The 16,277-nt window shown below is 41.2% G+C and carries 15 protein-coding genes; 4 read left to right on the top strand and 11 right to left on the bottom strand.

The annotated features are described in order from the left end of the window. Positions 1 to 37: 37 nt before the first annotated feature. On the bottom strand, positions 38 to 418 hold the full coding sequence (gene gcvH / locus B2400_RS14405) for a glycine cleavage system protein GcvH (protein WP_149527579.1): 381 nt from the start codon (positions 416 to 418) through the stop codon (positions 38 to 40). Between the two features lie 73 nt (positions 419 to 491). On the opposite strand from gcvH, the gene B2400_RS14400 reads away from it, so the two are divergent. Further along, entirely contained in the window at positions 492 to 1,688 is a 1,197-nt protein-coding gene (locus B2400_RS14400) for an anhydro-N-acetylmuramic acid kinase (protein WP_293934468.1), read from the top strand. Here the strand turns inward: B2400_RS14400 and B2400_RS14395 are convergent. The 10 genes from B2400_RS14395 to B2400_RS14350 form a co-directional block, all read right to left on the bottom strand. Beyond that, positions 1,682 to 2,344 (bottom strand): DUF2461 domain-containing protein, encoded by a 663-nt coding sequence (locus B2400_RS14395; RefSeq protein ID WP_286650512.1) that lies wholly within the window; start codon positions 2,342 to 2,344, stop codon positions 1,682 to 1,684. The two genes, B2400_RS14400 and B2400_RS14395, sit on opposite strands and share 7 nt — an antisense overlap. Before the next feature lie 6 nt (positions 2,345 to 2,350). Next, positions 2,351 to 3,148, bottom strand: coding sequence for a phosphatidate cytidylyltransferase (locus B2400_RS14390; RefSeq protein ID WP_293934466.1), 798 nt, complete (start codon positions 3,146 to 3,148; stop codon positions 2,351 to 2,353). Further along, positions 3,138 to 3,365, bottom strand: coding sequence for a putative signal transducing protein (locus B2400_RS14385; RefSeq protein WP_149527583.1), 228 nt, complete (start codon positions 3,363 to 3,365; stop codon positions 3,138 to 3,140). The genes B2400_RS14390 and B2400_RS14385 overlap by 11 nt, the downstream gene beginning before the upstream one ends. Then, complete coding sequence (locus B2400_RS14380) at positions 3,346 to 4,275, bottom strand: CPBP family intramembrane glutamic endopeptidase (protein ID WP_293934463.1); 930 nt, start codon at positions 4,273 to 4,275, stop codon at positions 3,346 to 3,348. The genes B2400_RS14385 and B2400_RS14380 overlap by 20 nt, the downstream gene beginning before the upstream one ends. Positions 4,276 to 4,289: 14 nt before the next feature. Then, positions 4,290 to 5,003 carry a DsbA family oxidoreductase gene (locus tag B2400_RS14375; protein ID WP_293934460.1) on the bottom strand — a complete coding sequence of 238 codons (714 nt, stop codon included), beginning with the start codon at positions 5,001 to 5,003 and terminating at the stop codon, positions 4,290 to 4,292. A 65-nt stretch (positions 5,004 to 5,068) separates the two neighbouring features. Further along, complete coding sequence (locus B2400_RS14370) at positions 5,069 to 8,368, bottom strand: S41 family peptidase (protein ID WP_293934457.1); 3,300 nt, start codon at positions 8,366 to 8,368, stop codon at positions 5,069 to 5,071. A 220-nt stretch (positions 8,369 to 8,588) separates the two neighbouring features. After that, on the bottom strand, positions 8,589 to 9,326 hold the full coding sequence (locus B2400_RS14365; RefSeq protein ID WP_293934455.1) for a zinc ribbon domain-containing protein: 738 nt from the start codon (positions 9,324 to 9,326) through the stop codon (positions 8,589 to 8,591). Further along, the gene (locus tag B2400_RS14360) at positions 9,326 to 10,423 is read right to left on the bottom strand and encodes a Nif3-like dinuclear metal center hexameric protein (RefSeq protein WP_293934452.1); all 1,098 of its coding nucleotides are present in this window, start codon (positions 10,421 to 10,423) and stop codon (positions 9,326 to 9,328) included. Before B2400_RS14360 ends, B2400_RS14365 begins: the two co-directional genes overlap by 1 nt. Next, entirely contained in the window at positions 10,413 to 10,898 is a 486-nt protein-coding gene (locus B2400_RS14355) for a hypothetical protein (RefSeq protein ID WP_149527589.1), read from the bottom strand. The genes B2400_RS14360 and B2400_RS14355 overlap by 11 nt, the downstream gene beginning before the upstream one ends. A gap of 89 nt (positions 10,899 to 10,987) precedes the next feature. Next, positions 10,988 to 11,701: an SAM-dependent methyltransferase gene (locus B2400_RS14350; RefSeq protein ID WP_286650519.1), complete on the bottom strand. Its 714-nt coding sequence runs from the start codon at positions 11,699 to 11,701 to the stop codon at positions 10,988 to 10,990. Positions 11,702 to 11,929: 228 nt separating this feature from the next. Between B2400_RS14350 and apaG the strand changes: the two genes are divergently transcribed. The 3 genes from apaG (at position 11,930) to mnmG (ending at position 16,194) form a co-directional block, all read left to right on the top strand. Further along, entirely contained in the window at positions 11,930 to 12,316 is a 387-nt protein-coding gene (apaG, locus tag B2400_RS14345) for a Co2+/Mg2+ efflux protein ApaG (RefSeq protein WP_149527591.1), read from the top strand. Positions 12,317 to 12,413: 97 nt separating this feature from the next. Then, the gene (locus B2400_RS14340; protein ID WP_293934448.1) at positions 12,414 to 14,261 is read left to right on the top strand and encodes an ABC-F family ATP-binding cassette domain-containing protein; all 1,848 of its coding nucleotides are present in this window, start codon (positions 12,414 to 12,416) and stop codon (positions 14,259 to 14,261) included. Positions 14,262 to 14,334: 73 nt separating this feature from the next. Continuing rightward, positions 14,335 to 16,194 (top strand): tRNA uridine-5-carboxymethylaminomethyl(34) synthesis enzyme MnmG, encoded by a 1,860-nt coding sequence (gene mnmG / locus B2400_RS14335; protein WP_293934446.1) that lies wholly within the window; start codon positions 14,335 to 14,337, stop codon positions 16,192 to 16,194. Positions 16,195 to 16,277 lie beyond the last annotated feature (83 nt).

The raw sequence follows: 16,277 nt of genomic DNA, 5'->3' as shown, positions 1-16,277 counted from the left end.
TTTAGACAGCCTCTTTTTTTATGGATTTCGCTTAAGATTAAGCGTTGATTTCTGATTTGTATTGATCTGCTGTTAATAATGCATCAACATCTGCAGCATTGTTCAATTTCACACGGATAATCCAACCTTCACCGTAAGGATCCGAATTTACTAATTCAGGAGATGCATCGATCGCATCGTTTACTTCTAAGATTGTCGCTGTAACTGGGATAAATAAGTCAGATACAGTTTTCACCGCTTCAATAGTACCGAATACTTCGTTCGCTGCTACTTCTTCACCCACTGTATTGATATCTACGAATACGATATCTCCTAATTCGCGTTGTGCGAAGTCTGTAATACCGATAACAGCTTCATCACCTTCCACACGAATCCATTCGTGATCTTTGGTGTATTTTAATTCAGAAGGAAAATTCATGTTTTTAATTTTTGTATTTCCCCAAAAATAGGATTAAGAAAGGAGATTACAAATTTAAATGTATTTTTATCGTATGAATAAGAGTATCGTTAAGCTGGCGAAAATAAGCCAAAAGGAAGAGCGTTTAATTATCGGATTGATGTCCGGAACTTCGTTGGATGGTTTAGATATTGCCTTGTGTAGAATTGCCGGCTCCGGCACTTCAACCGAATTATCGCTTCTTCACTTTACAACGATGCCTTATGAAGACGAGTTCAGAGAATGGGTCCGTCAGGTGTTTGCGAAACGCGAGATAGATCATCAGGTACTTTGTGGGCTTAACGCTTACGTCGCTGAGGTCCATGCGCGTCTTATCCTAGATGCCCTAACCGAATGGGGTATTGATCCGGAAGAAATCGACGCGATTGCTAGTCATGGACAAACCGTATTTCACGCGCCACAGTCACTTACCGGCGACAACCGCTTGCCCAATTCTACGCTACAGATTGGCGATGGCGATCATTTTGCAGTACGTACGGGCATCATTACCTTAAGCGACTTCCGACAGAAGCATTTGGCTGCAGGCGGCGAAGGAGCTCCTTTGGCGGCCTATGGCGATTATCTTTTATTTAGCTCTCCCGATGAGCACAGGATATTATTGAATATTGGCGGTATCTCTAATTTTACGTTCTTACCACAGGTCGGAACCGGCTTGGAAGCTTATGCTACAGATTTAGGACCGGGTAATACCATGATGAATCAGTATATATTTCACCATTTTGGGAAGGAGATGGATTTAGATGCTGAACTCGCTCTATCAGGCAAAGCAGATCCTAATCTATCGAAACGTTTAATAAGCCATAACTTTTTGGCCCTTCCTTTCCCGAAAACAACCGGTCCGGAACTGTTCAACTTAGACTACTTGAGCCTTTGTCTGGAAGATTTACATTCTAATCAAGATTTCTCCCATGCGGATATCATGGCCACGTTGAACACATTTTCTGCTGAAACAATGATAGAGGGTATTAAAAGGGCAATCGAAGGCTTAGAAAACGTAAAGGTCTATGTAAGCGGTGGGGGCTTGCACAATCCTATGCTTATGGAACAACTGAAAGCAGCTTTCCCGAATGCAGTATCCTCTTTCCTACAATTGGGATTGGATCCCGACGCGAAAGAAGCCTGTCTTTTTGCGGTGCTAGCCAATGAAACATTGGCCGGAGATCCGAATAACGTGACTTCCATCAAAGACTCTCCAGCGGTATGTATGGGGAAAATCAGCCTTCCCTATTGATCTAATGCAGTATGGATAAACTGCTTGAAGGGAATCATGCTTTCGTATGATTTGATCACGATATCTAGGGCTTTGTTAGATTCCATGTCTTTGCGACTGATATTCTTGGATAGAATAAAACTGCGGTGTTTTAGTATGTCAATATGCTCGTGATCGGCAGCATAGCCCGCGGGTGGTCTGCTCAGCTTGTCTTCGCTCGACATGTTTTCAGGCTTCCAGCCGCCTTTTTCTAGCGATTCGAACAAATCCTTCGCGTTATAATCAATCTCCTGTCTTATGGCTTCTAAGTGCTGTTTTTCGGGGCGCCAATAGCCAACAGCTAAGAAAGTGTCTTCGGGAGCAATATGTATATAATATTCCGGGCCCGCGAGCTTTCTTCCGTCTACGGAAATTCCGGCGGCAAACCAGGACTTATAAGGATCCTTATTCTTAGAAAAACGAACATCGCGGTAGATGCGGAACAAGCACTTCTTCGCCGAAATGTCGGTATGTATATGGGGATCTAGATCGGCTAATCGTTGAATAATGGCCTCAATAAATTCAATGACATTGTTGTGTGCAGCATCGTATGCTGCCTTATGCTCTTGGAACCACTCTCTGTTGTTATTTTCCTTTAAGCTTACTAAGAATTCAAAGCTTGCCTTTTCGATTTTCATGTGCGTCTAAATAAATAAGAGTAAGAGAAACACTAATGGTGCGGCAATTAAAAGTCCGTCGAAACGGTCTAAGAATCCGCCATGGCCAGGGAGTATCTGTCCGGAATCCTTAATTCCGAGACTGCGCTTCAGCATGGATTCTACCAGGTCGCCCAGCGTACCGAATACCGAAATGATCAGCGCGACGCTCCCCCACTGCATCTTGGTCAAAGAACCAAAATACTGCTCTAGATTTAATGCAATCAGCACTGCCAATGCAACGCCTCCGATAAAGCCTTCCCAAGTTTTGTTCGGGCTAATACGCTCGAATAGTTTGGTCTTGCCAAAAGCTCTACCCGATAAATAGGCTCCTGTATCGTTTGCCCAAAGAATAATTAAGAACCCTAGAGGAATGTAGGGGTTGAAGCTTCCTTGAACAAAACCCAATGCGATAAAGAATAAAAAAGGGATAGCCCCATACCAAATTCCAAGATAAGTGTATGCAATATCATGAAAGGGCTTATCTCGTTTTAAAAACAGAGAGGCAATGAAAATAAAGGAGAATAATGGCAAAATGAGCCATAGGTATTTTACATCAATTTGACCCAATAGATATAAAGAAACCAATAATGCCAATACTGCAGCAGTGCCCAGACCAAGCGCCATCAATGGTTTTGTTTCTTCTGTTTTGCAAATGACAAAGAATTCGCGTGCTGCAAACACCCCGATCAAACTAAAAAACGCCACGAAGACATACTGATTCAATAGGGTTGCTAACACCAACGCAATCACAAAAAAGAGTCCTGTTATTGCTCTAGTCTTCATTGCTTAGTAATTCTTCATCGTTAAAACTATCCATAAGTGCTGTCGCTTCCAAGGTATGCTCATTATCTACATAGAGTTCTACCAATCCAAAATGATAGGAAGAATCTTGTTTATTTAATACCACAGCGGGGATATTGTTTTCTACCAACATCTGTTTTACGATTTCCGCCTGCAGCGGATTCGTAAAAACTTTTACTTTAGTCCAATTCGGATTCATCTAATCTTTTTAGTTCTTGTGACTTTTTATAAAAATAGTAACCGATCAATAAGGCCGCGATAAAGCTCGTGAAGTATATGATCGGTGAATAAACGTCTGCAGATTGCAGGTCGTCGTATGTCTTTCCTTGTTTATGGAAGGTATAGGCAATGATGGTTACTGTGGCATTATTCACAAAATGGGCAAATACCGGAACCCATATATTTTTGGTCCACACAAAGGCATATCCGAATATCAATCCGAGGATCATCCGTGGGAAAAAACCAAAGAACTGAACGTGGATCGCTGAGAAGATAATTGCGGTGATCCAGATGGCCGCATGTTGGTTGTCGAATATTCGATAACAGATATTTTGTAAGGCTCCGCGGAAAAAAAGCTCCTCCACAATGGCGGGTATTACAGCCATAACCAAGATATTGACCATTAACCATTTCGGGCTATCGACCATGACCAAGCTCTTGGTCAGGTCTGCCATCGCATCTTCTTGCGTGCGCATCCAGGTTTCAATGCCGACAAGACTCTCCGGCAAGCTCATCTCCATATTCCATCGGCTGATGAGTTCCATAATCGGACTTGCCGCTAAAAGGAAAAGAAAGCTTAATCCGAGAAATAGATTCAATCGGCTATTTCTGGAAGGAAAGTAATCGAACTGTTCTCTTTCTATCCGTTGCAATAGCACCGCAGGAAAGAGGAAGGTGCCTAAGCTGCTACTTGCTAATAGCAGGTAGAGCAAACTACGGTTGGATTCAGCTAAACTAAGTGGGTTACCGAGCGAAGTGATATCAAATTTTCCGGAGAATAGGGCAAAAAGGACAATGACAACGATCTGCGAAACTAATGCTCCTACAAAGGTAAAGCCTAGCAAGGTCACTAGGGAAAGCCATGGCGAATGTGGTTTGGCGGCGTTCATATACTTATTGCTACTTAGAAAGTACAGCCATCAGGTCCGCAGCTTGCATCACCATCCTGGTCATTTAACATTTGGATTCCTGGGTTATTGGCTTTCCATTCGCTGAAGCTTTTCTCAAGCACTTCAACGAAGGACGCAACGGGCTGTGCTCCGGAAACTGCATATTTACGGTCGAAAAGGTAAAACGGTACCCCGCGAATACCGATGTGTTGCGCCTCTTTGATGTCTTGTTTTACTGCGTATGCATATTGCTCTGAGCTTAGTGCATCTTTAATTTCTTCTGCTGAGAAACCTAATGACTCGCCGACTTGTAGTAAAACATCGTCATTTTCGATATTTAATCCAGAAACAAAATGAGCCCCGAAAAGACGTTCTTTCATATCACTAGCTTTCCCTTTATTTTCGGCAAAGTGGATTAAGATATGTGACTTAAATGTATTTGCAGGGATATTGCTGTCGAAATCTATAGTAAGACCAGTTTCCTTAGCCATTTTGACAACATGAGAGGTCATTTCTTTGGCCCGTTCTATCGGCATCCCTTTTGATTTACTCAGCATAGAATACACCGTTTCTCCGGGTGTAAAGTGAGTTTCTGGGTTTAATTGATAGCTTTTATAGGCTACTTTTATTTGATTTGCAAAATCAACAGAAGCTAAAGCTTTTTCAAAATGATGCTTCCCAATATAACAAAAGGGGCACATGATATCCGACCAAATTTCTACAAGCATAGTCAAAAATACTGTTTTAATGGCATTAAACGAAAAAGCCCCAGCTTTTTGCCGGGGCTTACCATTTAGTTTACACGGATTGGATCCGCTGGTTTCTTGAGTTCTTTATATGGATAGGTTTTCATTTCCTCTAATAACAGCTGTACGGTGCGTTCTAGCTGCGGATCTCTTCCTTCCAATAGGTCTTTAGGCATTTGCTCGACAAAGATGTCTGGAGCCACCCCTTCGTTTTCTATGATGTAATTTCCATTTAAGTCGAAAACACCAAAGTTAGGCGAGGTAACACTTCCACCATCTAGTAGCGGAGGGTATCCGGAGATACCAACTAGGATTCCCATGGTTGTGCGTCCCACTAGTTTACCTAAGTTTTTGAAACGGAACATGTATGGCATCATATCACCACCAGACCCCGCATTTTCATTGATGATCATGGCTTTCGGACCGAAGATACCGTTGCCCGGTGTCGTAAAGCTCTTTCCGTCGCGAATTCCCCAACCGGCAATCAGCTCACGTGATAATAGGTCGATGACATAATCGGCTACCGATCCGCCCCCATTATTACGTTCGTCGAGTAGCAGGGCTTTTTTGTCCATTTGCGAGAAATAATAACGGTTGAAGGAAGTGTATCCTTCTCTTCCGGTATTCGGCATATAAACGTAAGCTATTTGCCCATTGCTTAACTCATCTACTTTCTTTCTATTGCGCTCTACCCAATGTTGTCTGCGCAAGGCGACCTCATTTGAGAAGGAAATAGGGCGTACAATAACGTCTTTAGCTCCTGATAGACTAGGTTTATCATTCACCTTTAAATAGATCTGCTTGCCTACAGTAAAATCAAACAGGCTATAGATATCGATATCCGAAGTCAGTTCTTTGCCATTTACCGCAAGAATATACATGCCTTCGCGAATATTCAAGCCCGGTTCTGCCAAAGGTGCTTTAAACTCAGGGTTCCAGTCCATACGGTTGTAGATACGTTTGATTTTATATCTATTGTTTTCGATCGCATAATCTGCACCTAAAACTCCCGTAGACACGGATGGCGCTGAAGGCTCATCGCCAGGCATGATGTAGTTATGTCCTACGACCATCTCACCCATCATTTCATTCAATAGGTATCCTAGGTCGGAACGGTGATTTACATAAGGCAGGAACTTCTCGTATTTCGCTTTCACAGCATTCCAATCAACGCCGTGCATATTCTCTACATAGAAGAACTCCTTCTGCATCGCCCAAACCTCGTTGAAAATCTGATTCCATTCGGCGGCAGGATCTACCTGAAGCTTGATATTGTCCATCTTCAATTTGCCTGACTCGCCAGCAGGTTTCTGGCCGGCATTGACGATATAATATCCCTGACGGGTGCTATATAGCATTTGTTTACCATCAGCAGATACGGCATAGCTTCCTAGTTTATCTACCAACGTTTTCTCTTCTAATTTGTTGAGATCAAATGCTATTAAACTTCCGTTTCGAACGTATAAGAGTGTGTTTTCTACATTTCCATTGAAGTTGTAAGCTCCTGCAGGAATTGGGAGTGCAATGATTCTGTTGTTGATGTTCGCATAATCCACTTTAACGGGCTTTACTTTATCAGTCGCCTTGTCTTCAGTTTTTGACTTGTCGGTTGACTCCTTCTTGCTGTCCTTCTTCTTAGCTGTTTCTTTCTCCTTCTTATCTTCTTCTTTCACTGGCGCATCGGTTTTTACGGTCTCCTCATCACTTTCATTTTTAAAGATAGAAGGGCTGTCGCTGGAAAGGATAAAAGCATACGCATTATACTCTGGTCGACGATCATAGGCTGTCATGTGAAGACCACTATTCGTTAAGCCGATGTTTGTACTTGCATTAAAGACTAAGTATTTGCCGTCGCGTGTAAAGGTAGGCTGACTCACAGCACTCATGCCATCAGTTATTTGCTGCGATTGCTTGCTATCTAAATGATAGATGAATATCGCATTGACGCCATTATTCAAGACTTTGCTATACGCGATAAGTTTGGAATCAAAAGACCAACTAGGTTGGAAAGGATTGTAGCTTCTGCCTGTATGTGAACCCAAATAATCGTCTGCAATCTTCGTGATCTGCTTAGATTCGATATCCACATAATACAAGTTCAGATGCGCGTCATTGAAGAACAGCTTCTTGCTATCGGGAGACCAAACGGGCTGAAAATAGAAGTTTGAATCGCCTAGTTTGATATAAGTTGGCTCGTCCATAGCCTTCTGATCGCGAAGCACGAGTTCGTAGCGTCCGTTCTTATCAGAAAGGTAGGATATCCACTTTCCATTCGGCGACCATGCAGGATATCGCTCATGAGAGCCCGGTGAATTAGAAATGTTCCGAGCATCACCCTTTTCTTTAGGCACGGTGAAGATCTCGCCTCTGGATTCGAATAATGCGCGCTGACCCGTCGGTGAAATATTCCAGCCGCGGATAGCATTGTTCATTTCAACGTAATGTGGTCGTTTATAAACAGCATCAGCGTTTAATTGTATAGCAAGAGATTTGTTTTCTTTAGTGCTTGTATTCAACAGATGTATTTTGCCGGCTTGCTCAAAAACGAGTTCATTGTCCCTGCCCTGTAATGTGCGGACATCGTAATCTGTAAAGCTAGTTAATTTCTCAACCTTCTTAGTTTTGACATCGTAGCTGAATATGTTGACGATTTTATCGCGATCCGATAGAAAATACACCTTATCAGCCATCCAGATCGGTTTAACATCATTACATCTTTCGCCCGGAACAACCTGAACGTCCTTTGTTTTAGTATCAAAGATCCAAATGGATGGCATGCCTCCACCTCTATAGCGCTTGAACGCCACAGCATCACGCTCCGTAGGGTCGGTATTTTTGATATAAGCCCAATAACGTCCATCCGGAGAAGGAGCGCCTTGAGAAGCCTCCGGCATCATTAAAGGTAGATCCAATGCTCCATCCAATTTAGATTTATACAACCGGCTGCCTAAAGAATAGTCAAACTCTCTAGCCGTCGTGAAATAAACCTCATCGTTAGATAACCAACCCCGAACCACATCAGCAGACGGATGGCTAGTAATCCTTTTCGGTTCGCCACCATGTATGGAAATAACATACACATCGGTATTCCCGTCATAGTTACCTGTAAAGGCAATCTGGCTACCATCTGGCGAGAAAATAGGATTTCGCTCGACCGCAGGATTCACAGTTAAGCGTTTCGGATGTTGACCGTTTTTCTCAGCAATCCAAATATCACCACCATAAACGAAGGCTACATGTTGATCGCTGATTGTTGGATGTCGTAATAGAAGAGTTTCGTTTGTCGATTGAGCAAAACTAATCTGACTTGCTGACAAGGCAAGCAGAGTGAATAGATTCTTTAGCATATATTCAATTGGTAGTCAAAAATTGGGTTAAAAATTTCTCTAATATAAACTTATTTTTTCTGAAAGTATCTGTGAGCAAGCGCAATCAAGAAACTTCATCGCTCATTATATCGCAAAGAAACCAAAAAGGTTGTTACAACAATCCGCATATCGAACATGTTACAACACAAAAAAAGCCGGACAATGTCCGGCTTTGCAATATTTTATTTTAAATAAGGTACTAACCTTCTCCGTTAGCAATTTCTTCATCAACCAAAATACGACCACAGTGCTCGCAAATGATGATTTTCTTACGCTGACGAATCTCTGATTGCAATTGAGGTGGAATCTTGTTGTGACATCCTGAACAGCTATCACGCTCAATGAAAACAACTGCTAAACCGTTGCGGAAAGAGTTACGAAGTTTGTTCGTTACTTTCAATAAACGGTCTTCAATGTTCTTTTCAGCAGCATGTGCTTCAGCAAGTAACTGATCTTCTTCTTTCTGAGTTTCAGAAGTAATGGTATCTAGTTCTTGTTTTTTCGCATCCAATTCGCCTTTGCTGAACTCTACGTTTTTCAAAGTAGCATCGTAAGATTCAGTTTTGTTCTTGATTTCGAACTCCGCTTCACGAATACGCTTTTCACAAACTTGAATTTCTAATCCTTGGATTTCAATCTCCTTAGAGATTGCGTCATATTCACGATTGTTTTTTACTTCGTTCAGTTGCGCTTCATATTTCTTGATCGCTGTTTGCGAATCTTTGATCATATTCTTGCGCTTCACAATTGAATCCTCTAATTCGTCTAATTCATTACGAATTTTTTCAATACGTGTATCTAGACCCGCGATTTCGTCTTCTAGGTCAGCTACCTCAATAGGTAACTCGCCACGTACCTGGCGAATTTTATCGATTTGGGTTTGAACTGATTGCCAAGCCCATAATGCTTTTAGTTTTTGTTCTACGGTTTGTTCCATTAACTGTAGTATTTTATTGGATTTGTGTCTATTTCCGTCAATAGGACAGCAAAGTTAGCAAATTTTTTCCGAATTATATCCAATAATAATTCTTGTGTAAATTGTTCACTTTCAAAATGTCCAATATCGGCGATTACTATTTTACCTTCTGCATCAAAAAACTCATGATATTTATAATCTGCTGTGATAAAGATATCAGCTCCCGAACGTATGGCGTCATTTAATAAGAAGCCGCCGGCACCTCCACAAAGTGCCACTCGGCTGATATTCTTTCCTTGAGTTGCTGTATGTCGTATGACTTGCAAATTGAATTTATCTTTCAGATAAGCCAAGAAATCTCGCTCACTCATCGGGTTTTCTAAGTTACCGATTGCTCCCGATCCGACGTAAGAGTGCGTATTTTCCAAGTTAATAATATGATAGGCCACTTCTTCATAAGGATGCGAAGCAAACATCGCTACTAGTATCTGACGTTCAAGTTGCACAGGGAAAATTACTTCAATTTTCGTTTCCTCAACGCGTTCCTGCGAACCTACCTCTCCTATAGTAGGGTTGGCTCCTTCTAATGGTCTGAATGTTCCATAACCTGCAGTATTATAACTACATTGGTCGTAATCTCCTATTTGCCCTGCACCGGCTTCGAAGATAGCATCTCTCACAGCGTCTACATCGGCTCTCGGAACATAGACCACTAATTTTTTCAAAAGACCTGCTTTTGGTCTCAACACCGCCTGATTCTGAAGACCTAATCGATCTGCCATCATCGAGCTTACCCCACCTTGAATATTATCCAGGTTTGTGTGGATAGCGTATAAGGCGATATTATTCTTAATTGCTTTGATTACCGTTCGCTCGACATAGTTTTTACCAGTTAGTTTCTTCAATCCAGAGAAGACGATGGGGTGATGGGATATGATCAAACCACATCCTTTTACAATTGCGTCATCGACAACAGCTTCTGTACAATCTAGTGAAATTAATGCTTTATCAATTTCCTGCTCTGGGTTTCCGACGATAAGGCCAGAATTATCATAACTCTCTTGATAATTCAAAGGAGCAATTTGCTCCAAATAGGATGTAATATCTTTAATTTTCATCTTCCGTCTGATTATTTAATTGCTGTTCCTTCCATTTATCATGCGCAAGCAATAGCGATCTATACTGATTGATTTTGAACCAATAAGTAACGAAATAGACCAGGCTCACAATCATGCTCAACATTTTCCAAAAAATAGGAAAAGGGAGATTGTATATTAGAAAAGACCATGCAAAGGTCATTCCAGCGCCCATAGAAGGGTTTTCTTCTACGGCAATCTTACGATCATAAAACTCATTATTAAGGGAATAGGATAAACGCCGAGCCACTTCGAAGTTCCAATATATATTGAAGAATGGTATCACTAGAAACCATGCCTGATTTGGAAGAATAGCTTGATTCTCTTTAGAAATGAGCTTAAGGGTATTTCTGACGGTATTGGCGAATAGTATCCAAACCAATAAGATAAGGATAAAGAAAATGATCGCTAAACGTTGAAAATCTGCTAAAACTTCAGGGGATAATATTTCGGGCATTTATTTACTATTACTCAAATTGAAAATTGACTCCAATAAAGATACAAAAGATACCGTTAAATCGACTTTTATGGATGTACTTATTAAAATTAGCCAGCAAATAATAGGAATATGCATGGTTTTTTATGCAAATCTATCGGCTGATTTCGCCACTTTTCTATAGTCTGCGTATAGATATACTCGTCGTCCGCCGTGATATTACATGCGATACACAGTTTCGTTTGTGGCTTTGCTGTCTTTAAAAGCTCCGATAATAGCTGATTATTTCTGAACGGAGTCTCGATAAAAATCTGTGTTCTTTTTTCTCTTGCGCTTTCCTGTTCAATATCTTTTATCTTTTTCGTTCTAGCTCCTTTATCAATAGGTAAATAGCCAAGGAAGCAAAAGTTCTGCCCATTAAAACCGGATGCCATCAGCGACAAAAGAATAGAACTTGGCCCTACCAGAGGAACGACCTTAATCCCGCGCTTGTGTGCCTCAAATACCACATCAGCACCCGGATCCGCTACACCAGGGCAACCCGCTTCCGACATCAATCCTACATCTTCACCTTTCAATGCAGCGGCAAAAAGCTCCTGATAATTTACCTTATCTCGAGCATGTTTTCCATAATCATGAATCAGCAGTTGATTTTGCGGAGTCTTCAGTCCGGCTTCCTTCAGAAATTTCCTTGCCGTCTTTTCATTTTCTACGATATACTCCCTGATGTGGTTGATTAATTCTAGATGAAATAGGGTATACGAGGCTTTCTCCGCCTGCTCTGCTAGCGGTACGGGTATTAAATAAAGGGTTCCTTTTGCCATAATGCAAACCTACTTATTTAAAGTTTTAAAACGCTTAGGAACTACAATTTATTACCCCTTTTGCGCATGTTTACTGTCTTGGCTCAACAAACCAGAGGCTATAGCTGTGTGAGCTAAGCGCTATCCTCCAATTACTTATGTAAAATAAATGTAGAAAAATATACTATTTTCAAACCATCGCATGATTATATTTGTCTGAATTATAAGTTTTAATATATTTGACTGAAAATGGCGACACAAACCACATCAGGCGTAAAAATATCGGTTGAAGCGATTTATCAATCAGAGTACTCCAATCCAGAGAATGAGCACTTTATGTTTGCGTACCGTATTACAATAGAAAATACGAGCGAATATACCGTACAGCTTATGCGCAGACATTGGAATATCTTTGACTCCAACGGTGATACAAAGCAAGTCGACGGCGAAGGTGTTGTTGGTGAGCAACCTGTGCTCCAGCCTGGAGAAGTCCACCAATATGTCTCCGGATGTAATCTAAAGACAGACTTAGGCTTTATGGAAGGATATTACGAGATGCTCAGACAGTTGGACAACTCCATCTTCCATGTCCACATCCCACGATTTAATCTTATTGCAAGCTACCGTTTGAACTAACAGCAAAGGTCAGCCCTCTGTCTACTTTACATTAATAGAGAGTACTTTTATAAATATTTAATAATTTTGTGCTTGGATAATTACGTCAACACAGCAGGTGAGTATACTAAGCACAGAACAAGTTAGCCATTCCTATAACGATAAGTGGCTATTTACTGATTTACATTTTGCATTGCAGAAAGGAGATCGGGTAGCATTGGTCGGAATCAATGGAACAGGAAAATCTACCCTATTAAAAATATTAGCCGAAACGGTTATTCCCAACAAAGGTCGTGTGGTAAAAGAAAAGGGATTACGCGTGGGTTATCTCCCACAAGATCCCGATTTCTCTGATCTTAAAACTATCAATGATTTTATCTATTCGGCTGAAAATGAGCAACAACAGCTCATTAAGGAATATGAGGAAATGATTGATAATCAAGATGTTAACTCTAAAAAGTTTCAAGATTTAACAGACAAACTCACCGCATTAAATGCTTGGGAATATGAGAATAATATTAAAACTATTCTCAATAGATTTCAGATCAAAAACTTTAATCAAAAGATTGAGTCCCTTAGCGGTGGACAAAAGAAACGCTTGGCTCTAGCGAAGCTTCTAATCGACGAACCGGACATTTATATACTGGACGAGCCTACCAACCACTTGGATATTGAAACCATCGAGTGGTTAGAAAAGTTACTCACAACCGGAAGCAAAACGGTGCTCCTCGTCTCTCACGATAGGTACTTCTTAGATAATATCTGTACGGAAATTAGAGAGCTCGACAAGGGCAGTATCTATCTGTATAAGGGCAGCTATGCATACTTCCTGGAAAAGAAAGCAGAGCGCGAAGCGAACGATATCCTGGCTGCAGATAAAGCACGCAATCTATGGCGTAAAGAGCTAGATTGGATGCGCCGTCAGCCACAAGCTCGAGGCACAAAAGCGAAGGCGAGAATTGAATCTTTCTATGATCTGGAAGAGCGATCGAAAGGGCCAAGACATAAGGATCAAGTAGAACTAAGTGTCAAAGTATCTCGTCAAGGAAATAAAATATTAGAGTTGGAGGAAGTCGGATTTGCCGTAGCAGATAAGACTATCATCAACTCCTTCACCTATACTTTTAAGAAGGGGGACCGTATTGGTCTAGCAGGAAGGAACGGAAGTGGGAAGACGACATTTTTAAATTTGATCACCGGTGCTCTCTCTCCTACCCAAGGAAAAATTGATGTAGGCGAAACTACGAAATACGGTTATTACAAACAGGAAGGTTTACAGGCAAGATCCGATGAACGCGTCCTGGATGTTGTTAAAAATATTGCGGACTTCATCGAAATGAAGAATGGAGAAGTCATTACGGCATCCCAGCTCCTAACTAAATTCTTATTTCCACCAGAGAAGCAATTCGGATTAATCAACAAACTAAGCGGTGGGGAAAGAAAGCGACTACAGCTGATGCGCGTGTTAATGGCTAACCCGAACTTCCTCATTCTCGATGAGCCATCCAACGATCTCGATATCGATACCTTGAATGTGTTGGAAGATTTCTTAGAACAGTATCCCGGTATAATCATCTTAGTATCCCATGATCGTTACTTATTGGACAAGCTGACAGATCAACTTTTCATATTTACGGGCGATGGAGAAGTTGTTATTTATAATGGTAATTACGCCGACTTTAAATTAGAGCAAGAGGAGCTTAATAAAAAGGTTGAGAAGAAGGTTGAAAAGCCGAAGCCCGTTATAGAAAAGAAACAAAAGCTTAGCTATAAAGAGCAGCGTGAATTTGAATCCCTAGAGACAGAAATCGCCGAATTGGAAGAGCAGATAGCCGAGCTAACTACTACCCTATCGAACACAACCGATCACGTCGAGTTACAAAAGATAGCAGAAGAAATAGAAAAGCATAAAGAATCGCTTGATGCGAAAAGCGAACGTTGGTTAACCCTTGCAGAATTTGCATAAGGTTCCACGTGAAACAATAGATTAAAACAACGGGTAATAAAACTTCGTTCCACGTGGAACAGAAAATATAAATATGTTTAAAAAATATAACGTCATTGTAGTTGGAGCCGGCCATGCCGGATGTGAGGCGGCAGCGGCAGCTGCTAACTTAGGATCGTCTGTGTTGCTCATCACCATGAACATGGGTGTTATCGCACAGATGAGTTGTAACCCCGCTATCGGCGGAGTAGCGAAAGGACAGATCGTTAGAGAGATTGACGCGATGGGTGGATACACTGGTATCATTGCAGATAAGTCAACCATACAATTCCGCATGCTAAACCTATCAAAAGGACCAGCCATGTGGAGCCCCAGAACACAGAACGACAGAATGCGTTTTGCAGAAGAATGGAGATGGCAACTAGAGTCTATACCAAACTTAGACATGTGGCAAGACACCGTAAAAGAGGTAATCGTTGACAACGGTAGAGCTAAAGGAGTCATCACATCCATGGGAATTCGTATCGAAGCAGACGCAGTCATATTAACAAACGGAACATTCCTAAATGGAGTAATACACGTCGGAGAAAAGAAATTTGGCGGTGGTAGAACAGGAGAAAAAGCAGCAACGGGATTAACAGAACAGTTAGTATCCTTAGGCTTCGAATCCGGAAGAATGAAAACCGGTACTCCCCCTCGCGTCGACGGCCGAAGCCTAAACTACTCCTTAATGGAAGAACAATGGGGCGATGAAAAAAGAGGTAGATTTTCTTATACGAAAGTCGATGTTCCAACAGAACAACGCTGCTGTTGGATCACCTATACGAATGCCGAAGTACACGAAGTTTTGAAAACAGGCTTCGAGAAATCACCAATGTTCACCGGCCGCATCAAAGGCTTAGGTCCGAGATATTGTCCTTCGATAGAAGATAAAATCAACAGATTCGCAGAGCGCGAAAGACATCAGATCTTTGTAGAACCGGAAGGATTTCGAACAGTAGAAATATATGTCAACGGATTCTCCACCTCTTTACCAGAGGACGTGCAACTAAAAGCATTACAACTAATCCCAGGATTTGAAAATGCGAAGATGTACAGACCGGGATATGCCATTGAATATGACTTCTTCCCTCCGATGCAACTTGACCTAACATTAGAAACGTTGCACGTGAAACATCTATTCTTTGCTGGCCAAATTAACGGAACGACAGGATACGAAGAAGCGGCAGCTCAAGGATTCGTAGCCGGTATCAATGCGCACCAAAGAATAAATGATCTTCATGAATTGATCCTAAAAAGATCGGAGTCTTATATCGGTGTATTGATCGATGACCTTGTGACAAAAGGTACGGAAGAACCATACCGAATGTTTACATCGCGCGCGGAACACAGATTACTACTACGTCAAGATAATGCAGATATCCGCCTTACCCCTATCGCTCATAAATTAGGATTAGTATCTGACGAAAGGTTAGCCATCGTAAATGAAAAAATAAAAAACTCAGACGACATCGTAGATTACTTCAGAACAAACTCTGTATCCACAGAAACGATGAATCCCGTTTTAACAGAAAAAGGTTCTAGTCTATTGACACAAAAAACTAGACTCTTCAATATCCTTAGCAGACCACAAATCGAGATCAAGGACTTAGCGAAAGCCGACGAAGAACTACGCACTTACTTAAGCCAGTTCAACGAAGAGACAATCGAACAAGCAGAGATTAAAGTGAAATACGAAAGCTACTTCGAGAAAGAAATGGAGATCGTGAATAAAATGAAAAAGATGGAAGACAAAGAAATCAATCCTGACTTTGATTATAATTCGCTAACTTCCCTATCCATTGAAGCACGTCAAAAACTACTGAAAGTGAAACCAAGAACATTGGGCCAAGCTTCACGAATTTCAGGAGTTTCGCCGGCCGATATTAGTGTTTTAATGGTACACATGAGTTAATATACTGAATATCAGTAAATTAACTATAAAAAGTATACAATCAATATAAAGCGATATAAACGAATAAATTAAAATTTATGACT

Source organism: Sphingobacterium sp. UBA6645 (assembly GCF_002455685.1).
GTDB lineage: Bacteria > Bacteroidota > Bacteroidia > Sphingobacteriales > Sphingobacteriaceae > Sphingobacterium > Sphingobacterium hotanense.
Note: the sequence above shows the minus strand (reverse complement) of the source record. Positions and strands in the feature narration are given on the sequence as shown.